23 protein-coding genes and 6 tRNA genes are annotated in these 21618 nt (G+C 47.5%); 11 read left to right on the forward strand and 18 right to left on the reverse strand.

Features of this window, described 5'->3' with window-relative positions; genetic code table 11:
* The first annotated feature begins 2 nt into the window (after positions 1 to 2).
* The 7 genes from ACTHTA_RS03600 (at position 3) to ACTHTA_RS03630 (ending at position 2848) form a co-directional block, all read left to right on the forward strand.
* Positions 3 to 78 (forward strand) — tRNA-Gly (locus tag ACTHTA_RS03600).
* A 24-nt stretch (positions 79 to 102) separates the two neighbouring features.
* Positions 103 to 178 (forward strand) — tRNA-Gly (locus ACTHTA_RS03605).
* 21 nt (positions 179 to 199) lie between these two features.
* Positions 200 to 275 (forward strand) — tRNA-Gly (locus ACTHTA_RS03610).
* 36 nt (positions 276 to 311) lie between these two features.
* Positions 312 to 385, forward strand: a tRNA-Cys gene (locus tag ACTHTA_RS03615).
* 10 nt (positions 386 to 395) lie between these two features.
* A tRNA-Cys gene (locus tag ACTHTA_RS03620) sits at positions 396 to 473 on the forward strand.
* Positions 474 to 494: 21 nt separating this feature from the next.
* Positions 495 to 584, forward strand: a tRNA-Leu gene (locus ACTHTA_RS03625).
* A gap of 254 nt (positions 585 to 838) precedes the next feature.
* Complete coding sequence (locus tag ACTHTA_RS03630; RefSeq protein ID WP_049351211.1) at positions 839 to 2848, forward strand: LTA synthase family protein; 2010 nt, start codon at positions 839 to 841, stop codon at positions 2846 to 2848.
* A gap of 99 nt (positions 2849 to 2947) precedes the next feature.
* On the opposite strand, the gene rfaD is transcribed toward ACTHTA_RS03630, so the two are convergent.
* From rfaD to lpxK, 11 genes are all read right to left on the reverse strand, one after another.
* Positions 2948 to 3952: an ADP-glyceromanno-heptose 6-epimerase gene (rfaD, locus tag ACTHTA_RS03635; protein WP_049348399.1), complete on the reverse strand. Its 1005-nt coding sequence runs from the start codon at positions 3950 to 3952 to the stop codon at positions 2948 to 2950.
* Between the two features lie 140 nt (positions 3953 to 4092).
* Positions 4093 to 5055 carry a D-glycero-beta-D-manno-heptose-7-phosphate kinase gene (rfaE1, locus tag ACTHTA_RS03640; RefSeq protein ID WP_308887319.1) on the reverse strand — a complete coding sequence of 321 codons (963 nt, stop codon included), beginning with the start codon at positions 5053 to 5055 and terminating at the stop codon, positions 4093 to 4095.
* A 41-nt stretch (positions 5056 to 5096) separates the two neighbouring features.
* Positions 5097 to 5768, reverse strand: a complete 672-nt coding sequence (locus ACTHTA_RS03645) for an NAD(P)H-binding protein (protein WP_308887320.1) — start codon at positions 5766 to 5768, stop codon at positions 5097 to 5099.
* A 13-nt stretch (positions 5769 to 5781) separates the two neighbouring features.
* Positions 5782 to 6513, reverse strand: a complete 732-nt coding sequence (gene pyrF / locus ACTHTA_RS03650; protein ID WP_308887322.1) for an orotidine-5'-phosphate decarboxylase — start codon at positions 6511 to 6513, stop codon at positions 5782 to 5784.
* 110 nt (positions 6514 to 6623) lie between these two features.
* Positions 6624 to 7271, reverse strand: a complete 648-nt coding sequence (adk, locus tag ACTHTA_RS03655; protein WP_049329255.1) for an adenylate kinase — start codon at positions 7269 to 7271, stop codon at positions 6624 to 6626.
* Positions 7272 to 7342: 71 nt separating this feature from the next.
* Complete coding sequence (locus ACTHTA_RS03660) at positions 7343 to 7861, reverse strand: hypothetical protein (RefSeq protein ID WP_049329254.1); 519 nt, start codon at positions 7859 to 7861, stop codon at positions 7343 to 7345.
* A gap of 21 nt (positions 7862 to 7882) precedes the next feature.
* Entirely contained in the window at positions 7883 to 8641 is a 759-nt protein-coding gene (gene kdsB, locus ACTHTA_RS03665) for a 3-deoxy-manno-octulosonate cytidylyltransferase (protein WP_308887323.1), read from the reverse strand.
* Entirely contained in the window at positions 8638 to 8820 is a 183-nt protein-coding gene (locus tag ACTHTA_RS03670) for a Trm112 family protein (protein ID WP_049329252.1), read from the reverse strand. The genes kdsB and ACTHTA_RS03670 overlap by 4 nt, the downstream gene beginning before the upstream one ends.
* Before the next feature lie 254 nt (positions 8821 to 9074).
* Complete coding sequence (locus ACTHTA_RS03675) at positions 9075 to 9500, reverse strand: hypothetical protein (protein ID WP_308887325.1); 426 nt, start codon at positions 9498 to 9500, stop codon at positions 9075 to 9077.
* Positions 9501 to 9548: 48 nt separating this feature from the next.
* Complete coding sequence (locus ACTHTA_RS03680; RefSeq protein ID WP_308887326.1) at positions 9549 to 10214, reverse strand: DUF2059 domain-containing protein; 666 nt, start codon at positions 10212 to 10214, stop codon at positions 9549 to 9551.
* A 64-nt stretch (positions 10215 to 10278) separates the two neighbouring features.
* Positions 10279 to 11289: a tetraacyldisaccharide 4'-kinase gene (gene lpxK / locus ACTHTA_RS03685; RefSeq protein ID WP_440364361.1), complete on the reverse strand. Its 1011-nt coding sequence runs from the start codon at positions 11287 to 11289 to the stop codon at positions 10279 to 10281.
* Between the two features lie 181 nt (positions 11290 to 11470).
* On the opposite strand from lpxK, the gene xseA reads away from it, so the two are divergent.
* From xseA to ACTHTA_RS03700, 3 genes are all read left to right on the forward strand, one after another.
* Entirely contained in the window at positions 11471 to 12820 is a 1350-nt protein-coding gene (xseA, locus tag ACTHTA_RS03690) for an exodeoxyribonuclease VII large subunit (protein WP_440364362.1), read from the forward strand.
* A gap of 123 nt (positions 12821 to 12943) precedes the next feature.
* Positions 12944 to 13723: a CDP-diacylglycerol--serine O-phosphatidyltransferase gene (gene pssA, locus ACTHTA_RS03695; protein WP_101755407.1), complete on the forward strand. Its 780-nt coding sequence runs from the start codon at positions 12944 to 12946 to the stop codon at positions 13721 to 13723.
* 1 nt (position 13724) lies between these two features.
* On the forward strand, positions 13725 to 14534 hold the full coding sequence (locus tag ACTHTA_RS03700; RefSeq protein ID WP_154953538.1) for a sulfite exporter TauE/SafE family protein: 810 nt from the start codon (positions 13725 to 13727) through the stop codon (positions 14532 to 14534).
* 86 nt (positions 14535 to 14620) lie between these two features.
* On the opposite strand, the gene ACTHTA_RS03705 is transcribed toward ACTHTA_RS03700, so the two are convergent.
* From ACTHTA_RS03705 to ACTHTA_RS03735, 7 genes are all read right to left on the reverse strand, one after another.
* On the reverse strand, positions 14621 to 15301 hold the full coding sequence (locus ACTHTA_RS03705; RefSeq protein WP_070749838.1) for a sulfite exporter TauE/SafE family protein: 681 nt from the start codon (positions 15299 to 15301) through the stop codon (positions 14621 to 14623).
* Positions 15302 to 15411: 110 nt separating this feature from the next.
* Positions 15412 to 16452 carry an ABC transporter permease gene (locus ACTHTA_RS03710; protein ID WP_004520828.1) on the reverse strand — a complete coding sequence of 347 codons (1041 nt, stop codon included), beginning with the start codon at positions 16450 to 16452 and terminating at the stop codon, positions 15412 to 15414.
* Between the two features lie 36 nt (positions 16453 to 16488).
* Complete coding sequence (locus tag ACTHTA_RS03715) at positions 16489 to 17544, reverse strand: ABC transporter permease subunit (protein WP_308887329.1); 1056 nt, start codon at positions 17542 to 17544, stop codon at positions 16489 to 16491.
* 89 nt (positions 17545 to 17633) lie between these two features.
* Complete coding sequence (locus ACTHTA_RS03720; RefSeq protein WP_308111405.1) at positions 17634 to 18404, reverse strand: phospholipase D family protein; 771 nt, start codon at positions 18402 to 18404, stop codon at positions 17634 to 17636.
* A gap of 152 nt (positions 18405 to 18556) precedes the next feature.
* Positions 18557 to 19486 carry a CobW family GTP-binding protein gene (locus tag ACTHTA_RS03725; RefSeq protein WP_308887330.1) on the reverse strand — a complete coding sequence of 310 codons (930 nt, stop codon included), beginning with the start codon at positions 19484 to 19486 and terminating at the stop codon, positions 18557 to 18559.
* Positions 19474 to 19947 (reverse strand): Fur family transcriptional regulator, encoded by a 474-nt coding sequence (locus ACTHTA_RS03730; protein WP_049351198.1) that lies wholly within the window; start codon positions 19945 to 19947, stop codon positions 19474 to 19476. The genes ACTHTA_RS03725 and ACTHTA_RS03730 overlap by 13 nt, the downstream gene beginning before the upstream one ends.
* Before the next feature lie 113 nt (positions 19948 to 20060).
* Positions 20061 to 20885 (reverse strand): SDR family oxidoreductase, encoded by an 825-nt coding sequence (locus tag ACTHTA_RS03735; protein WP_137040576.1) that lies wholly within the window; start codon positions 20883 to 20885, stop codon positions 20061 to 20063.
* Positions 20886 to 21017: 132 nt separating this feature from the next.
* Here ACTHTA_RS03735 and ACTHTA_RS03740 point away from each other — a divergent pair, with 132 nt between their 5' ends.
* The gene (locus tag ACTHTA_RS03740) at positions 21018 to 21479 is read left to right on the forward strand and encodes a c-type cytochrome (RefSeq protein ID WP_308887333.1); all 462 of its coding nucleotides are present in this window, start codon (positions 21018 to 21020) and stop codon (positions 21477 to 21479) included.
* The last annotated feature ends 139 nt before the right edge of the window (positions 21480 to 21618 follow it).

The raw sequence follows: 21618 nt of genomic DNA on the forward strand, positions 1-21618 counted from the left end.
ATGCGGGAATAGCTCAGTTGGTAGAGCGCAACCTTGCCAAGGTTGAGGTCGCGAGTTCGAGACTCGTTTCCCGCTCCAGTTTAATTTCAGATGCACTCAAATGCGGGAATAGCTCAGTTGGTAGAGCGCAACCTTGCCAAGGTTGAGGTCGCGAGTTCGAGACTCGTTTCCCGCTCCATTAAATCATGCATCCGAATACGCGGGAATAGCTCAGTTGGTAGAGCGCAACCTTGCCAAGGTTGAGGTCGCGAGTTCGAGACTCGTTTCCCGCTCCAGTTTCAATACTACAAACACTCCAAAGTAGTTTATTTGGCGAGATAGCAAAGTGGTTATGCAGCGGATTGCAAATCCGTCTACGCCGGTTCGATTCCGACTCTCGCCTCCATCCATTTCATGGCGGGGTGGCAGAGTGTTTATGCTATAAGGGGTGCAACCCTTATATAGGCCGGTTCAAATCCGCGCCCCCGCCTCCAATCTCTCGATTTATTGTCTACGCCCGGGTGGTGAAATAGGTAGACACAACGGACTTAAAATCCGTCGGCCCTAAACCGGCCGTGCCGGTTCGATTCCGGCTCCGGGCACCATTTACCGCTTTTAAGCGGTTATTTTTTTGTCTAGTACCCACGCCTAATAATAGAAAAGATAGCCCATTAACAGCTTTGTAGTTATAAGTACCCACTATTCTATCTAGGACAAGAAATTCATTTAAACCAGTCTATCTCCTTTCCAAACCCAAATCATCATATCATATGATTTCTATAAAAATTATATGCTAGTTTAAAACCCTTAAAAGGTTATAAAATAACGCCGTTTTAAATACTTATTACATATCTAAAAAATGTCTCGTCTACTTACCTACAAAAAAATTCTATGTAATTCTTTTTCATTATGGCTTTGCACTGTTCTAATTCTTTTTATTGAACGGTGTTTAATGTCACAATATTATCTATCAGATGATATCCGTAGTCGTTATTCCGAGGATATTATCCAGCTTATGCTCAAAGGGTTATTATTTGATATCAAAGCTGCTTCTGTATTAACGGCATTACCATTTTTACTGGGATTATTCAGCTTATTAAATTCAAAAACTGTTGTAGCATATGGACGGATTCAAGCTCTATTGTCTACAGTATTGTTATCTATCGTTTCTGCTCTGGCTATAGGGAATTGGTTTTATTATGGAGTCTACGAACGCCAATTCGATGTTTTTATTTTTGGTCTTGCAGAGGAAGATACTGTAGCCGTACTCAAAACTATTTGGTCCGATTTCCCAATTATTTGGGGATTAATTGCTTTAGCCATAGCAGTAACCCTTTTTTGGAAATGTTTTTCCCAAATTAACAGATACTCTTTTTCTGCTACTACTACAAGCAAAGCAACTTGGGTTGCTATCATAATGATACCTATCTTAATCTTAAGTATTGGTATACGTGGTTCGTTTGGTAAATTCCCTTTACGTCAAACTTCCATGCAAATTTCAACCTTACCGCAAATAAATAAATTAGTTCCCAATGCACTAATTTCTTTAAATTGGGCTTTTGCAGAACATCGAAACAGTAATAATTTTATCGAGGTTACCGATTCAGATGGTATTGAACTGATGAATCGTCTACAAAATCAAAAAGCTGATGCCAATTTAAATCGCTTATTTACACAAACTAATAAAAATTTGATTGTTGAACAACATAAGCCCAACGTTGTATTTGCTGTTATGGAAAGTATGAGCACTCACTTGCTTTCTCTAAATACGCCTGAACGAGATCTATTAGGTGAATTAGATAAACATTGGAAAGAAGATTGGGTTTATTCACGTTTTATCTCTGAGGGTGATGGCACTAGCGACTCACTACACCGTTTTTTTATTCGTAGCCCACGCCTTAACCTTAGCCAATCTGCTGCTAAAAATAAAACTTTTCCTGGAAACATGTTTAAACCATATCTTGATGCAGGATATCGTATTGTGTATATCACTGCCGGTAATGGGGGGTGGCGTGATTTTGATAGTTTTCTGCGTCATTTGGGTGTACATGAAATTATTGATGAAAATGCGATCAAAGCACGCTACCCTGAAGCCCAATCCAGCACATGGGGAGTACCTGATGAATTTATGTTCCGATATGCAGAAGACGAGTTGAAACAAGCAAAAAAAAATAATACCCCCGTATTCGTCATGATGCTATCAGTAACTAATCACCCCCCATATCAATTACCTAAACCTAACCCAACTAAAGATTTTCATCTCACTGAGCAAGAAAAACAGCGACTTTCCAGTCTAGCAACAGGAAAAGAATTGAATGAGATTTTTAACACATTCCGATATAGCAACGACCAACTTGGACGCTTCATTAGTCATACAAAATCTATTGCACCGGATACTATTATTGCTGCAACTGGAGACCATAATATGCGAGCAATCAGTTATCCTGCACCTAATGAAATTGCCCTTGGCCACAGTGTACCATTCTATCTTTATGTTCCACCTACTTACCGCTCCAATGCAGAATATCATCCTGAGCGGGCAGGCTCACATAAAGACATTTTGCCAACGTTATATAATCTTAGCCTATCAGAAATACCTTATTATCAAACCGGTTGTAATTTGACTGCACCTACTGTTGATTCCTCATGGTGTGGCTATGGTTATAATCCTGAAGTTTTAATCACCAAACATGGTTTTTATAATTTAAACAATCAGGAGTTCCATCGTTGGGATAATCAGGGGCTGCAAACAGCAGAAGCTGAAATCAGCCAACCACCTGCTGAAGATATACCTTTTATTGAACGAGGTAGTGTTTACACTCAATTTTTAGATTGGCAAATTAACCGTATTGCAACTACCCATCACTAAGAATACAACTAAATTTTTATACTATCTTAGTAAAATAAAACCGACTTACCCAAACAGGTAAGTCGGTTTTATTCTCAGACAACATTACTGTACTATTTATTAAACCAAGTTCTCCAGCATCCATTTAACGTAACGGCTGACACCTTGTTTTACATCCAAGAATTCTTCTTTATACCCGGCTTCGCGCAGCTTGGTGATATCCGCTTGAGTAAAGCTCTGATATTTGCCTTTAAGTGCATCGGGGAATGGGATATAACGGATAAGTTCTTCTTCAACCAACTCTTTCAAACTCATTTCAGGTTTGCCTTCGGCTGCACGGCAGGCGTTGACGGTTGCGGCGGCAAGTTCGTTAAATTGTTGGCTACGGCCTGTACCGAGATTGAAGATGCCTGAAAGCTCGGGATGGTCAAAGAAGTAAAGGTTAACTTTGGCAACGTCTTCTACGCTGACAAAATCGCGTGTTTGCTCGCCATTGCCGTAGCCGTCATTTGCACCAAACAGATTAACATAACCATGCTCACGGTATTGGTGGAAATGGTGGAAGGCGACGGATGCCATACGGCCTTTGTGTTGCTCCTGTTGTCCGTAAACATTGAAGTAGCGGAATCCGACAACTTGGGCTGTTAGACCTTCTTTCATACGACGACGCAATACTTGGTCAAACAAGAATTTAGAGTAGCCATATACATTGAGCGGTTTTTCCAGTTCGCGCTCTTCGCGGAATATTTCGCCCTTGCCATACACTGCGGCGCTGGAAGCATAAAGGAATGGAATACGTTCATCCTGACACCAGTCCAAGAGATCGAGCGTGTACTGATAGTTGTTGTCCATCATGTAAAGGCCGTCATGATTCATGGTATCGGAACATGCGCCTTGATGGAAAACGGCTTCAATATCGTCGTAAGGCAGAAGATGGCCGCGCACTTGGCGGATAAATTCGTGTTTATCGAGATAATGGGCAATTTCACACTCGGCAAGGTTTTTAAATTTTTCGCCTTTGCTCAAATTGTCGACGGCAACAATGTCGGTAATACCGCGCTGGTTAAGTGCTTTGACGATGTTGCTGCCGATAAAGCCGGCCGCACCTGTTACGATAATGGTCATAATGAATTTCCTTTATTTTGATTTTTCAGACGGCCTTGAAGAAATCATGCCGTCTGAAAATAAAAACTTGTCTGTCTGGATTATTTTCCAACTGTATTTTCAGACGGCCTTTAGGTTTTAAGGCCGTCTGGAAACAGCAATTACTGCTCTTCTAATGCCTTAGTCAATTCGGCAAACGAGCAAACCGCCGTACCAAGTTTCGCTACGACAACCCCAGCCGCAGTATTAGCAAGGTGCATCGCTTCAGGCATGGTATAACCAGCGGCCAAACCCAAGCCCACTCCGGCAATAACGGTATCTCCCGCACCCGATACATCATAGACTTCTTGAGCCCGTGTAGGCTGATAAATCGGCTCGCCCTCATTGAACAGGGTCATCCCCTCTTCGCTTCGGGTCAACAAAATCGCGGTCAAGTCGAGATGACGGCGCAGGTTTTGGGCTTTTTCGGTCAAATCATTTTCGTTTTTCCAGCTTCCCACCACTTCTTTCAGCTCTGCACGGTTAGGCGTAATCAGCGTAGCGCCGGCATATTTTTCGTAATCATCACCTTTCGGGTCGATTAAAACGGGTTTACCGGCCTGTTTCGCCCAATCAATCATATCGGAAATATGCGACAAACCGCCCTTGCCGTAATCTGAAAAAATAATGGCATCGTATTCAGGCAACACTTCTCGATATTGATGCTTGATTTGTTCCAACACCTCACGATGAGGCGATTCTTCAAAATCAAGTCGGATAAGCTGCTGATTACGGGCAACAACGCGCAATTTCACAGTAGTCGCAATTTGCTTGTCGCGCATCAGATAGGAAGAAACGCCATCTTGCACCATCAACGCATCCAGTGCATCCGCAGCTTCATCATCGCCAGTCACGGACAACAGCCCTGCTTTGCCGCCCAATGAAGCGATATTGCGCGCAACGTTTGCCGCTCCGCCCGCTCGTTGGTCGATACGGGCGATTTTCGCCACCGGCACTGGGGCTTCAGGAGAAATACGGGACACATCGCCAAACCAATAGCGGTCGAGCATCACATCGCCGACAACAAGGACTTTGGCTTGTGCAAAACGGGATTTGAGGGTTTCTTGTTGGAACTTGGTTACCATACTGGCTCCATTAAAATCTCTGTGTAAGGCTTGTTATCAGTTTATTGATCTAACAGCCTAAAAATATCTTGAGGCTCATATACCTGCATATGGTTTTTCGAGTACGACGCCTGTTCATGAGATGACAACAACGCTGCTTTCAGCATGGCTTGCGCCAATTTTTCGACAGCAAGCGGACGTTGGTTTTTCAGCATGCCGATGCGGTTGAGTACGCGAAAAATCCGTTCTGCTACTTTTTCGCCCAAGCGGTCGCTATTCGGACGAATCAGCAATGGTGGACGGAAAATGATGAGGCACGGAAAGTTCAAAGCAATTAATGCCTGCTCCAATTCGCCTTTCATCCTTTGATAAAACAGGCGCGAAGCAGAATTTGCACCGGAAGCGGAAACCAAAACCAAAGTATTGACGCCGTTTTCTCGTGCGGCTTTGGCAAATTCAAGATTCGCTTCATAATCGATAGCCCATTGCGCTTCTTTACTGCCTGCTGCTTTCAGAGTTGTTCCCAAGCAGGCAAACAATACATCGCCCTGCACTTCTTCGCGCCAATCATCAGGCTTAGAAAAATCAATCTGATGGCTATTTAGCTTTTGGTGGGTAAAATCAGGATGTCTGCGACCAAAACAATCGATAGACTCAACCTCTGAACTGGCTGCAAGCAGAGGCAACAAGGATTTTCCTGTTGCGCCTGTCGTGCCAATTACAATCGCCTTCATACTTCAGACGGCCTTAAGTGTTGGCTATTCGATTAACTTCACGCAATACGGCTACCGGATCGGCGGCTTGGGTAACAGGGCGACCCATTACCAAATAGGTTGAGCCGGCAGCCAAGGCTTCGGCTGGTGTCATGATACGGCGTTGGTCGTCATTATTACTTGCAACGTCCAAGCGGATACCCGGCGTAACCAAGACAAAATTCTGTCCCAATTCACGGCGCAGTGGCGCGGCTTCTTGAGCGGAACATACCACGCCGTCCAAGCCTGAACTTTGCGTCAGTTTTGCCAAGCGGATGACTTGCTCTTCAGGAGCGATATTCAAACCAATTTCTGCCAAGTCGCTTTGTTCCATGCTGGTCAACACGGTTACGCCGATCAAGAGCGGCTTGGTTTGATATCCGGCAACGGCTTCTGCTGCGGCTTCCATCATACGGCGACCACCTGAAGCGTGCATATCGACCATCCAAACGCCCATATCGGCGGCAACTTTACAGGCTTGCGCAACGGTGTGGGGAATATCGTGGTATTTCAAATCGAGGAAAAGTTTGAAACCTTGATTGATTAAGCTTTCTGCCAAACTACGGCCGGTTGCGGTAAACAGCTCTTTGCCGATTTTGATTTGACACAATGCCGGGTCAAGATTACGGACAAATCCGAGCGTATCTTTTTCGTTGGCAAAATCGAGGGCGACGATAACGGGAGTACGTTGTTGCTGAGTTTGGAAGTCGGAGATCAAGGGATTCATGAGATGCCTGCGGATAAACGGTTATAGCTTCGATTTTAACAGCTTTTGTACACAAAAGGCCGTCTGAAAATATTTTTTCAGACGGCCTTATGATTTTACTTCGGCAAAACTTATTTGCCCAAACCTTTCAATACTTCGGCTTTCACGGCCTCTACCGGTTGAGTGCCGTCAACTTTGATGTATTTCGGCGCGTGTTCGCCTTCCAGTTTACTGTAAAAATCAACCAAAACTTCAGTTTGCTCATGGTAAACGGCAAGGCGTTTTTTCACGGTTTCTTCTTTGTCGTCGTCGCGTTGAATCAAATCTTCGCCGGTTACGTCGTCTTTGCCTTCGACTTTAGGCGGATTGTAGGTAACGTGGTAGGTGCGGCCGGAAGCCAAGTGCACGCGGCGGCCGCTCATGCGGTCGATAATCACGCTGTCAGGCACATCGATTTCAACCACGGCATCCAAATCCACACCGGCTTCAACCATGGCTTCGGCTTGTGCCAATGTGCGTGGGAAACCGTCAAACAGGAAACCGTTTTTGCAGTCGTCTTGGGCAATGCGCTCTTTAACCATGCCGATAATGATGTCATCGCGTACCAAACCGCCTTCATCAATGATTTTTTTTGCTTCCAAACCCAGCGGAGTGCCTGCTTTGATGGCAGCGCGGAGCATGTCGCCGGTAGAAATTTGAGGAATGCCGAATGCAGCAGTGATGAATTGAGCCTGTGTGCCTTTGCCGGCGCCTGGTGCGCCCAACAATAATACTTTCATGATGAGTCCTTTTGGTTGACGGATTTAATGTTCAGATAATTTTACACGGCTTGTGTTTATCGTTCAAAACTTCAGACGGCCTCTTTCGTGCCGAAATGCTTCCATGCATCGTCGCGCATTTCGATAAACCAGGAGTCTTCGGGGAATCGCTCTATCGCGTCTTTCAAAGTGGAAAGCAAGTTTTGCGATAAGGCTTTCGCCAAATATTCTTCCTCATTGGCTTCGGCCGCTTTGTCAGGCTGCTGCGCCAGACCGATTGCACGGGTTTGATGGCCATGAGCCAAGTAATTGAGCGCAATGATTTTTTGTGCCCAAAGCTGCGGAATATCGGGATTGTCTTGCAGCAATACCGACAAAATTGATACGGCAACGGTCAAGCGTCCGCCGTTCATACGCAAGTCCAACGACTGGTTAGGCGGCAAAGTGCTGAGCATTTCTGCCATGCGGAACCAAAACTCGCCGCTGGCCTGCTCCGGCGCTTCTATTTTCAGCATGTCATAGTTGAATTCTTGTTCGTCATCTCTTACCAGCTTCTCCACGTCGGCAAGCAATTTTTGTTCTTCACGGTTCAAATGGCGGAAATCATTCATGTCTTTTCCTTTCAGACGGCCTTAAGCTTTAAACGCAACACGTACTCTGTCCAAATCTTCCTGCGTATCCACACCTGCAGCAGGCGCTTCTTGGGTGATTTCAACAGCAATCGGATAACCATGCCACAGGACGCGCAACTGTTCCAACGATTCGATGGTTTCCAAAGGAGAAACATCCATTTCTGAATAGCGTTGCAGGAAACCTGCACGATAGGCATAAATGCCGATGTGGCGCAGAACGGCTGTTTCGGAAGGCAATTCGCGTTTTTCGGCACGCATCACATCGCGCGGATAAGGAATCGGGGCGCGGCTGAAATAGATGGCGTTGCGGTTTTTATCGAGGATGACTTTGACGACATTAGGATTCATAAACTCGTCAAAATCGTGCAATTCGTGGGCAGCGGTCGCCATTTGCACATTGTTTTCAACCAAAACTTCGGCTGTACGGTTGATGAGCTCGGGATCGATTAAAGGCTCGTCGCCTTGTACGTTCACAACAATCAGATGCTGCGGCAGTTTCAGCGTATTGGCTGCTTCGGCAAGGCGCGTTGTACCGCTTTCGTGTTGATTGGAAGTCATGACTACTTCGACGCCATGCGCCTGACAGGCCGTCTGAATATCGGGTTGGTCGGTGGCAACGACAACACGCGCGGCCTTGCTTTTCGCTGCCTGCTCGGCAACGCGTACAACCATCGGTTTACCGTGAATATCGGCCAAAGCCTTTCCCGGCAGACGTGAAGAATCCAACCGTGCCGGAATCAATACGACAAATTCGGTCATGCTTTCAGTTCCTCTTCGCTCAACGGGCGCGCTTCGTTTTCCAACATATAAGGGATGCCGTCACGAATCGGATAAGCGAGCTTTGCCTGACGGCTCCACAATTCCTGTTTGTCTTGATGGTATTCGAGTTTGCCTTTGGTCACAGGACAAACGAGGATGTCTAAGAATTTTTTTTCCATGGGGTTTACTTTCAGGTTTGATAGTTTTAGCGAAAATCACTTTGCTCGTTTTGGCGAAACTTGCTACGCTTGTTTTCAGACGGCCTCAAGCGGCATCATTTTTTCCGTGCCGTTTTCTTTGCTTGCCGCGTACAGACTTGGTTAGGATTTTTGCCGTTGCACATGATCTGACGGATTTCACGGGCTAAGTTTTCGTTTTGACTGGATTTTTCGTATTTTTCGGTGATGATACTCAATATTAGACAATATTAGATTCATTGTGATCTCAAAATAGCACGGCGTTTTAGTAAGTATAATTGCCCCACTGCCGTGCCGTAAAAGTCAATCAATCTATTGACTTCTTCCTGAGTATAAACCGCCTTTATACCGTCTAAAGCTGCTTTATGTACCTGAGTATTCTCTTGTAGTGCATTAATTTCGTTAATTAATTGATTTGTATATTTTTTAAGGACCTCTTCTAACTGTGGACGCTTATCTTTGGGCACATCTTTCAAAAAATCCTGTATCTTCGGATCAGAAAGTACAATACCTCCAACGCTTTGGAGAGACTGGTCTATCAGAGCATCCATCTTCTGCACTTCAAACAACCGCTCCAGCGACGCATCACTGGGCGGCGCGGCAAACGCATTGGCACACAAGGCCAAAGCAGCAAAAGGCAACAATAAAGTTTTCAATTTCATTTTTTCTACCTACTTAATAAATATCAATATTTTCAGACGGCCTGCACATTATTTGGCACATTCCGAAGAATGTTTATTGCCCTTACACAAAATATCGCGCGTTTGCGCCTCAAAAGCGGGCGTATATTTCCTGCTTGCGTTGATATAGTTATTGCTCATTGTCTTTTCAACAATCTCATCATTCAATTTATCGAAACGTTCCATCTTTTCAAATGCAGACTTACCGGCCCCATGCTCAAACAATTTTGCCATGCTGTCCACGTCTGCTTGGCTCAGTACATTATCAATATCTCCGCCATGCTGTCTGAGATGATTGATTTTTTTCAAAATACCCTTGCCCCGAGGGGAAGAGAAAAAGCGATTGAGCACATCCACTTCTTCTTGTGTAAATACTTTCTGTACGGCACGCTTTTCTTCATCCAACCATTGTTTTTTCAACTCAGGGCGGCTCAAATCGTCTTGCATGTCTTTCATATAACGACTGATGACCGCCTTCATCTGCGCTTTTTGAGCTTTGGGCGTCATCGTTAACAAGCGCTCATTGTCCTCTTTATTTACCATCTCCAAAGAACGTTGTACTTTCTCGCTATAATTATTGCTTATCCCTTGAATCTCCAACCATTTCATTGCAGATTCATCACTTGGTTTAGCAGCCAAGCTTTGAGTGGATACAAATAAAGCTGCGCAAGCGACCAACAAATATTTTAACTTCATGATTTACTCCTATCGCGTAGTTTGAAGATCATCTTTAAAACATCTGTGAAACATCTATAAGCATTTAGATTGAAACATTCGAGGATACAAACGCCGCCAAGTCCGGCTCAATTATCGCATAGACAGGCAAGACCCACACATGATTCAGGCTGTGGCCGTCTGAAAATTTGACCGCATCCTTTTCCGTGATAATCACCACATCTGCATCCGGCAAATCCGCTACCGTAATATCTGCATGATCAGGCAAGGCAACGGTTTGTTTTAAAGCAATATTCATGCTTCGCAACGTATTGAAAAAACGCTCCGGCTTAGCGATACCGGCGACGGCGGCGACGGTTTGATTTCCCAAACCCGCCAAATCCAATTTTTCAGACGGCTTATTCAAACGGTAAATCTGCCCTGTTTCAATATGGCTGGCAAACATATTTTCAGACGGTCTGAATGCCATATCTGCTTTTCCGCCACTGATGACGACCGCATCAACGGAAGCCAACCGAGACAAAGGTTCGCGCAAGCTACCGTTGGGCAGTAAATCCAAATTGGTGCGACCAGTATCTGCCGCCGGGAATACGGCAATTTCCATATCACGTTGCAAGGCATAATGTTGCAAGCCGTCGTCGGCCACAATCAATTCAAGCTCTGGATGCGCCGCAAGCAATGCCCTGCCTGCTTCTGCACGGCTGCTGCCTACCGCCGTCGGCGCACCGGTTTGACGAAACAGCAATAAAGGCTCGTCACCTGCATCTGCCGCACTGCTGGCTGTATTCAATACATGAACCGCCTTGCTCTTGCGCCCGTAACCTCGGCTGATGATGCCGACCTTAACGCCCTTTTCCTGCAAACCCGACACCAGCGCGGCGACTATCGGCGTTTTCCCTGTTCCGCCTGCATGAATATTGCCGACCACCACCACAGGTACAGGCAATTTTTCGCTTTTCAGACGGCCTGAAACAAAATCATCACGCCGTTTCGCCGCAATTTTGGCGAACAGCTTGGATAAGGGTTTCAGCAGCAAAGACAAAAACGGATTGGGAGATTGCCAATGGCGCTCGATAATTTGGTGGAGTTTGGGCATACGCACGGCTTTTGAAGCGAAAATCAAACGATAATATAACACAAGCCCGTCCAGTCAAGGCCGTCTGAACATGCGGCTTTGATAATATTAAAACAAAAGGCGCAAGTTTCATGAAAACGAATACAACGAATCGCTCTAAAACCCTTATAATTCAGCTTTCCCAAATTTTTCCTGTTTCGTAATGTCCGAACTTTTCGCGCCCTCCTCCATTTCCGTATCCGAACTCAACGCCATTGCCAAAGCCTTGCTGGAAGACCATCTCGCAGGCTTATGGATTGCCGGTGAAGTATCCAACCTGACCCGTGCCGCCAGCGGACATTATTACTTCTCGCTCAAAGACAGCCGCGCGCAGGTGCGTTGCGCAATGTTTAAGGGTGCAGCCATGCGTTTGGCGAAGCCTTTGAAAGAAGGCGACCATATCGAAGTATCAGGAAAAATCAGCATTTATGAAGCGCGGGGCGAATTTCAAATTACCGTAAACGAAGTACGGCTCAAAGGTTTGGGGCAGCTTTACGAAGCCTATGAACGATTGAAGGCACAGTTGCAGGCAGAAGGCGCATTTTCAGCGGAACGCAAAAAACCGTTGCCCGCCCGCCCTCAATGTATCGGCATCGTCACCAGCCTGGCGGCAGCTGCTTTACGCGATGTTGTAACCACCTTAAACCGCCGCGCGCCCGAAATCCCCGTTATCGTTTATCCGACGCCCGTACAAGGCACAGGCAGCGAGTTGCAAATTGCCCAAGCGATTAAAACCGCTTCGCAACGCGCCGAGTGCGATGTACTGATTGTCTGTCGCGGCGGCGGCAGCATTGAAGACTTGTGGGCGTTTAATGAAGAGCCGGTCGTACGCGCCATCGAAGCCTGCTCGATTCCGGTCGTCAGCGGCGTAGGACACGAAACCGATTTCACGCTTGCCGATTTTGTTGCCGACGTGCGCGCACCGACACCGACCGGCGCGGCAGAGCTGGTCAGCCCCAACCGCCAAGAATCGCTACACCGCCTCGCCCAAGCGCAAGGCCGTCTGAAAACCGTTTTGGAACAACGCTATTTCGATGCCAGTCAAAAACTCGACTGGCTGGCACGGCAAATCCGTCATCCGCGCCAAAAACTTGACGAGCAACGTGCCTCAATCAGTAAGCTGGCGCAAATGCTGTCTTACTCGATGACGCAAAACCTCCGCGCCCACACCGCCCGTTTCGAACGCCAAACCCAAACCCTTAAACATTGCCGTCCTGATGTTTCCGTTTACACACAAAATATCGACCACTTTCAGATGGCCCTGTCGCATTCCTTCCGCCAGCTGCTTGCCCACCGCCGTCAAAGCCTGACCGCCCAAGCCGCATTGCTCGAAGCCATATCGCCGCAACATATTCTGGAGCGCGGCTTTTCGGTCGTCAAAAACACACGCGGACAAGTCATCCGCAATGCCGATATGTTGAAACAAGGGCAGAAACTGCACATCACTTTTGCCGACGGCGAAACCGACGTACGCGTAACCAAAGAGCAGGCACAAGGCGAGTTGTTTGACTGACAAAATAAAGGCCGTCTGAAACTTTATGCGATTGAAGTGAAACTATGTCTGCCTTTTAAAAATCCTTAACCAACCAATGCGGTATAATGCCTCATCTGCACACGCAGCATATACGGAAACATTATGGACAACGCACAAAATACAGAAAATCCGATTCCTCCACGCAACTCCATCCGCAAAAACAGCATTTACCTGCTGCCCAATTCCTTTACCATCGCCGCACTGTTTTGCGCGTTCTTCGCCATTACCCAGTCCATGCACGGACGTTATGAAACGGCGGCGATTGCAGTTTTCCTTTCCATGCTGCTCGACGGCATGGACGGACGCGTTGCCCGTTTGACCAACAGCCAGAGCGCATTCGGCGAACAGCTCGACAGCCTTGCAGATATGGTCAGCTTCGGCGTGGCGCCTGCCCTGATTGCCTACAAATGGCAACTTTGGCAGTTTGGCAAAATCGGTTATTCCGTCGCCTTTATCTACTGCGCCTGCGCCGCCCTGCGTTTGGCGCTGTTCAACACACTTATTGGCAAAGTCGATAAACGTTGGTTTATTGGTGTTCCAAGCCCGACCGCTGCTGCGTTGATTGTCGGCCTGATTTGGGTCAACCACAGCATCGAACGCTTCCCCGGCGTGCATTGGTGGGCATTGGGCATTACCCTGTTTGCCGGTATTTCCATGATTGTGCAGATTCCGTTTTGGAGCTTCAAAGAAATCAACATCCGCCGCCAAGTGCCGTTTATGGGCATGGTATTGGCCGTGTTGGTATTGCTGCTCATCAATTGGGAGCCTTCGCTCGTCCTCTTCCTGTTTTTCCTCGGTTACAGCCTGTCCGGTTATGTGATGGCAGTCATCCGCTGGTTTAAAAAACGCCACAAAACTCACAAACACGATAAGGCCGTCTGAAATGTGGTCTTGGGACATCATCCTTTCCCTGCTCGCCGTCGGCAGCGCGGCGGGCTTTATTGCCGGATTATTCGGCGTAGGCGGCGGCACGTTAATTGTTCCCGTTGTCTTATGGGCGTTACAGCTGCAAGGCATAGGCGGCCACCCCTATGCCCAGCATCTCGCCATCGGCACTTCCTTTGCCGTCATGGTATTTACCACCTTCTCCAGCATGTACGCCCAACATAAAAAGCACGCCATCGATTGGGCGAGCGTCCGCCGGATGACGCCGGGCATGATACTCGGCGTACTCCTCGGCGCGGTGTCGGCAAAATATATGCCGACGCTGGCTTTGCAGGTTTTCTTTATTGCATTTCTTGCCTTTATCGCACTCAAAACCCTACGCGATTCCAAACCTAAACCTTCGCGCACCCTGCCTGAACTCCCCGGCCTGACAGCCGTCGGCACGCTTTTTGGGGCTGCTTCAAGCTGGGTCGGTATCGGCGGCGGTTCACTATCCGTTCCATTTCTACTGTATTGCAACTTTCCGGCACACCGTGCCATCGGCACATCTTCAGGCCTGGCATGGCCGATTGCGATTGCCGGCACCATCGGCTATTTTGCCAACGGTTTGCATATTGCCAACCTGCCTGAAGGCGCGGCAGGCTTTATCTATCTTCCGGCTGTGGCCATATTGAGCGTTGCCACCATCCTCTTTGCTCCGCTCGGCGTTAAAACGGCACACAAGCTGCCCGCCCGAAAACTCAAAATCGCCTTCGGCATCATGTTGCTGCTGATTGCCGCCAAGATGGCTTGGAATTTGATACATTAAATCTTTCTTGTGAAAAAGGCCGTCTGAAAATCTTTCAGACGGCCTTTTAAATTGCAAAACAACAAACTAAATAAATCCCCTTTACCTTACCCGATTTGCCCCATTGCAAATACGGCCAAGCGCCATATCGCCCATCCTGCCACCAACAATCCGGCACACAAACGAACCATGCGTTTTTGCAGAAAGGTTTTCAACTGCGCGGCAAATATGCCCATCGCAAGCAAGTTCGGCAAGGTCCCCAATGCAAACGCCAGCATATACAGCCCGCCGTGCAAGGCATTGCCGCTGCCCAAGGCATACAAAGACGCGCTGTACACCAAACCGCAAGGCAGCCAGCCCCAAAGCACGCCCACGCCGAAACAGGCAGGCACCGATTTAATCGGCAGCAATTTGTTCAGTAAAGGATTCAGGCGTTTCCATATCGGTTTGCCGATGCGTTCGATTTTGGTTGCGGCAGTCGAAATACCGGCAAGATAGAGACCGAGCAAAAGCAGCAAGATATTGGCGGCAATATACAAACCGTTTTGAACCGCGCGCGTATCGTCTAAGGAAATGCCGACCTGCCCAACCAAGCCGACCAACAGACCGATGACGACATAGCTGCTGATACGCCCCAAGTTCAACAATACAATCAGCCCGATTCGGTTTAAATGGGGCGGCAGTTGCAAAGCGAATGCGCTGCTCAAGCCACCGCACATGCCGACGCAATGCGTTCCGCCAAAAAAGCCGAGCAGAAAAAGAGTAAGAAATGTGATTTCTTGATTCATGGTTTTTAATGATTCAAACGAATGGATGAGACCGTCTGAAACTTTTCAGACGGCCCTGAGAATGCAGGATAAGCTTTTCCGCCCATCCTCTTCACGCTTTAGAAAAGCAATTAACTGCGTGCGCGTACGTCAAATGCCTGACGCAAACCTTCGCCGATCATGACCAGCAAAAGCAGCATCACCGTCAACGTAGCAACGGCAGACAGGCCGATCCACCACGCATCCAAGTTGTCTTTGCCTTGCGCCAGCAACTCACCCAAACTTGCCTGTGAGGCAGGTACGCCCAAGCCCAAGAAGTCCAAACTGGTCAGAGCGAGTACTGCACCTGAAATACGGAAAGGCAGGAAGGCCAATACCGGCGTCAAGCTGTTGGGCAGGATATGGCGCCACATGATTTCACGGTTGCCCACGCCCATCGCGCGCGCTGCTAAAACGTAATCGGTCTGGCGGTTTTTCAAAAACTCGGCGCGGACATAGTCGGACAAGCCCATCCAGCCGAAAAGCGACAGCAACACCAGCAAAATCAACAGCCCTGGATTAAAGAACGAAGATAGGATAATCAGGAGGTACAGCTCCGGCATACCGCCCCAAACCTCGATAAAACGCTGCATCAGAAGGTCGGTTTTGCCGCCGAAATAACCCTGCACCGCGCCTGCAACCACGCCGATTACGGTAGTCACCACGGTCAACACCAAGGCAAACAGCAGCGAATCACGGAAACCATAAACCAAGCGCGCTAACAGGTCGCGGCCGCGGTCGTCCGTTCCTAAGATATGACGTTCGGACGGTTTGGCCGGATCGGGTGCCGTATCAAAATCGTTCAAGGTATCGGCATCGTAAGGATTGGGCAGGTAAAGGGCAAAATTGCCGTCTGAAGTAATGTTGTGGCGGATAAGCGGATCCAGATAATCCGCAGGCGTATCGAAATCGCCGCCAAATGTGGTTTCGTTATATTCGTTTACCAAGGGGAAGAAATACTCTCCCTGATAGCGTATCCACAAAGGTTTGTCGTTGCTCCACAAAGGTGCAAGCAAAGTGACGACAAATAAAACGGCCAAAATCCGTAAAGCCAACCAACCGCGCTTATGCTGCTTAAATGCTTGCCAAGTAGGGTTTGAAGTAGATTTTTTCTTTTTCATGGTTCGAAACATTCTTTAATAATGGATTGAAGATATTTTCAGACAGCCTTATTTCTGTCCGCCAAAGTGAATACGCGGATCGACCCATGAATAAGAAATATCCGACACCAATTTAGCCAACAACCCCATCAGCGTGAACACATACAGCGTACCCATTACAACAGGATAATCGCGTTTCATCACCGCCTCGTAAGACAGCAAACCCAACCCGTCCAGCGAGAACAGCGTTTCAATCAACAGGCTTCCGGTAAAGAATGCGCCGATAAATGCGGCCGGGAAACCGGTAATCAGAGGAATCATGGCATTGCGGAAAATATGCTTCCACAAAATCTGCTTCTCAGGCAAGCCCTTGGCTCGCGCGGTATAAACATATTGACGGCGGATTTCCTCAAGGAACACGTTTTTCGTCAATACGGTCATCACCGCCAAGTTGCCTGCTACCGAAGCGGTAATCGGCAAGGCCATATGCCATAAATAATCTTTGACTTTACCTGCCCAAGAAAGCGTATCGAAATCATCGCCGACCAAGCCGCCCTGAGGGAACCAGGCAAAAAAGCTGCCACCGCCAAACAACACCAGCAACACCAAACCCAATACAAACGGCGGTACGGTATAGCCGACCAAAATCACCATGCCCGTAATCGTATCGAATCGGCTGCCATCCCTGACTGCCTTGGCAATACCCAACGGAATACATATCAAATAAGTTAAGAAGAATGTCCACAAACCCAAACTCATCGATACCGGCATTTTCTCTTTCACCAGCTCAAATACGGTTTGGTGGTGGAAAAAGCTTTCGCCCAAATCGAAACGGGCGAATTTCCATACCATATCGACAAAACGCGTCACAGGCGGCTTGTCGAATCCGTACAAAGCATTCAGCGCGGCCAAATCTTCCGCACTGATGCGGTTGCCGTTTTTAGCCAAAGTTCCAGGCATACTGCGCCCTGCCGTCTCACCGCCAACCGCACCCTGCGTCAGCTGCTGAACCATCTGTTCCACCGGACCGCCGGGAACAAACTGAATCACGGCGAAAGTAATCGCCAAAATCCCCAATAACGTGGGAATCAAAAGGAGCATACGATGAAAAATATAACGCCACATGGTTAAGTGTTCCTCTATTTGGGTTTTAAGGTCGTCTGAAAAGTACGGATTGCTTTCAGACGACCTATACTTTTAATACTTATAAAAAATTAACTGATAAGCCAACTAATAAACCTATCCAGCAAATCTTTCTGATTATTGCCAGCCGCTTCAACCATTTCCAATGTCAAACTATCCGGCCACACAATAAAATATCCGTAACGTCCTTTTTTGATAAGCCCACCAGCTTTCTTACCTGTATCTGTCAAACGGTAGAACTTACCGTCTATTTCCTGCAAGCCTGCATGACACAGTTTCGCATTGCATTCTTCCGTTGTTACGCCCCATTTTTCTGCCAGCTTAGCGACAGTCAATGTATCGTATTTTTTAGCAATTTCTATATTCTGATTTTTCTGCGAAACTTGCTCTTTTTCTACTACGTCAACTGAAATTTTAACTTCATCGCTAATACGGATAATACGCTGCGCTTCGCTATAAGCATCTTGATAGACTTCTCCATCTTCACTACGCTTCAGCAAGATACCCATTTCATTATTATTTACTTGGCTGAATTCATATAAATTCAGGCTTGTAATAATGCAAGCATCTTCGCTGACGTAACATTTTGCATGAAGATTCGGACAATAACTCGTACGAACATAATTTAAATTTTTCAACCAAGCTGCCTCTGAAGGCTGCAATTCACTTTTACCATATACAATCCGCACATCGATTTTCATGCGGTCTTTGTCTTCTAAAAGCTCTTTTACCCTATCGTTTAATTTTAGATAAGGGCTAATCAAATAAAGCCGTTCCTGTGCATTTTTTATTAATTCTTCCAAGTAATACGTTGTACCGCTGGTATTTAAAAATTTTGCCATTTTCTTCTTTCCTGCAATGTTTATTTAATTTATTCGCGGGCAAAGCCCACGCTACACAGTTGCTTTATATTCTTCTGACAATTGAAACAATAGACTTCACTATCGCTTAGGTCGTCTGAAAATTGCTGCGGCAAACTTTCAGACGACCTTCCTTATTTCTCCAAAGCCTCTTGCAGTTTCTTCTCAATCAAATCCACGTCAAACGATTTGGCAATCAGCTCGAAGCGTGAGTCGCGCCGCCATGAGACTTGATTGGCACCCCATTGCCCGTCCACCCAGTTGAGCCACACCCATGTACCGAGCACTTGGAACACGCCTTTGGCGCGAACAAGACCGTCTGTGAATTTGGGCAGGTCATTGAAGAAGTTGGTCAGCTTTTCGCCGTCGAAATCACGTCCGGCAGGGAAAGTGAAGCCTTGAGACTGGAAGCCCATGGTGTTGTCCGGCAGGGCTTTGAGGCGGTAGCGTGATTTTTCGATAACGGGAATATCAAGCCATTGGATGTCGAGTTGTGCGTTTTGGACTTCGACCACTTTGGCTTTGGGCGGGAACAGTTTTGCCGCTTTGTCGTGAAATTCGGCAAGCTGCTCGGGCGTGCACAAGTCGGTTTTACTGGCGACCAATACGTCGCAGATGCCGATTTGGTCTTTATACAATGCCTGCTGCGCGTAATCGGGGTTGATGAACTGGCGCGGATCGACGACGGTAAAGACAGCTCCGATTTCCAAAAGGCTGTCCAGCGGTTTGGCTTTCAATTCGTCGATGACGCTGGCGGCGTGCGCCAGTCCGCTTGCCTCAATCATCAAGCGGTCGGGTTGGGCATCGCGCAGCATTTTTTGTACGGTCGTACCCATTTGCGCGCCTGTAGTACAACACAAACAGCCGCCGGCGATTTCTGCCACGGGAATACCGTTGTCGCTCAAGACGGCGCCGTCAATGCCGATTTCGCCAAATTCGTTGACGATGATGACCCATTTTTCATTCGGGTCTTTTTGCGCCATCAGACTTTTGAGGGCAGTGGTTTTGCCTGTTCCGAGGAAGCCTGAAATCAGGTGGACTTTGGTCTTTTTTACTTCTGACATTTTTTACAAATTCCTGTTAAAACAACATGTTCTTCTTTTAATGAGAAACCGGTTTCGGCCACGCCTGCACGCAACGCCGCCCATTCTTGGCTCAAGGTCTGCTCATCTGCCGTACCGCATTCGGTACAAACCAAAATAAACGCGCTATGGTGCGCTTCGGCTTCTTCGTGGTCGTGGCAATGGTCGTCGCACTCGTGCTGCGCGTGGCTGCACAAAATATAGCCGTTGACCGCAGCCACTTTGTGCAAAACGCCCTGCTCGGCCCAAAAATCAAGGGCGCGGTAGGCCGTCGGCGGCGCAACCACGCCCTCGCTTTGCTGCTGCATCTGCGACAGAACGTTGTAGGCTTTAATCACGCCGCTTTGTTTCAAAACAATATCAAGCACTTGCTCACGCAATGCGGTTACCTGCACGCCATCGCGCTGCGCTTGTTCTAAGATTTTTTGTTTGATTGCGTTCATAACTGAAACAGCCTTTCAGACGGCCTTGTTAATAAAAAATTACATTATAACGTGTTTGTTCAATTTCAGATAACAAAGAGGCCGTCTGAAACCTTCAGACGGCCTGATGCCGATTACTTAAACCAAGATTTTATTTTTCCAAACAAAGACATGCTTTGTTTTTCAAACGTTTCTTCCTTCACCAGAGCAGGCTCATCGCGGTAAACTTTCATGCCTGCAAAGGTCTGGGCAACCGGCATGATTTCGATGGAATTGACGTTCATCCGCGCCGGACGCTGATAGAGCCATAAAGCGGTATCGGCAATATCTTGCGGCTGGATAAACTCGACATTCTCATAAACCTCGGCCGCACGCTGGTCGTCGCCTTTGAAACGGACGTTGGAAAACTCGGTGTCGCCACATAAGCCCGGTTCGATATTGGTAATGCGGATATTTTTATCTGCCAATTCAGCGCGCAGGTTCATACTGAATTGGCGCACAAAAGCCTTGGTCGCGCCATAAACATTACTGCCGGAATAAGCATAACTGCCGGCAATCGAACCCAAATTGATGATGTAGCCTTGTTTGCGCGCTACCATTTGCGGCAAAATCTGGCGGGTCAGAAAAGTCAGGCCGATGATATTGGTTTGAATCATGGTTTCCCAATCGCCAAAATCGGCTTTATCGGCAGAATCCAAACCTAAAGCCAAACCGGCGTTGTTGATCAGGCAATCGATTTCAGATAAATGCTCGGGCAGGCTGTTTAAAGCGTTTTGAATCGACTCCGTACGCGAAACATCCATTTCCAACGGGTAAAACTGCTCGCCCAATTCCTCTGCCAACTGCTGCAATTTGTCTTCACGCCTTGCCGCACCGATGACATGATAGCCTGCCGCAACAAAGGTGCGGCACATGGCCGCGCCGAATCCTGCCGATGCCCCGGTAATCAAAATTGCCATATCGTTTCCTTTCTATACTCGTTTCAGACTTGGGTTTAAGGTATGATAACGCCTTATCAGACGGCCTGAGTGTTTGGCCGGCCGATTCTAAATTTAACGATAATCATATCATCACAATAGGACACACTCCATATGAAAACCCGTTTTCTCCCTGTCGCTTTGGCAGCAGTAGCGCTTACCCTGACCGCCTGCGGCGGCAGCGGCGCGCCTTCCCAGCCTAAAGGCCCGATTTCCGAAGACCGTACGGCCGCGTTCAAATCCATGATGCCCGAGTTTACCCGCATGGGCAAAATGGTCAAAGACGAAGAGCCTTACGACGTAGAAAAATTCAAACAAGCCGCCGCAACCTTCGCCGAAAACAGCAAAAAACCGTTCACCCTATTTGAATCCGACCCTCAAGGCAACGGCCGCGCCCTGCCTGCCATCTGGACAGACAAGGCAACCTTCAAAGCCGAAGAAGAAAAATTTGCCGCCGCAGTTGAGAAACTCAATGCCGCCGCCCAAACCGGCAAGCTTGAAGAAATCAAAGCCGCTTACGGCGAAACCGGTGCAACCTGTAAATCCTGCCACGACACATTCCGCGGTCCGGAATAAGGCTTAAAGCAATAAAGGCCGTCTGAAAATGATATTTCAGACGGCCTTTTCTTCAACTGACTTCAAATCTTTCTATATTGACTTTATATTTTGCATTTCATGTTTTTTTACCGGTTTCATTTGAAACCGACGGCTCAAT

Origin of the sequence: Neisseria sp. P0013.S005, assembly GCF_051958425.1 — a bacterium.
GTDB classification, from domain to species: Bacteria; Pseudomonadota; Gammaproteobacteria; order Burkholderiales; family Neisseriaceae; genus Neisseria; species Neisseria subflava.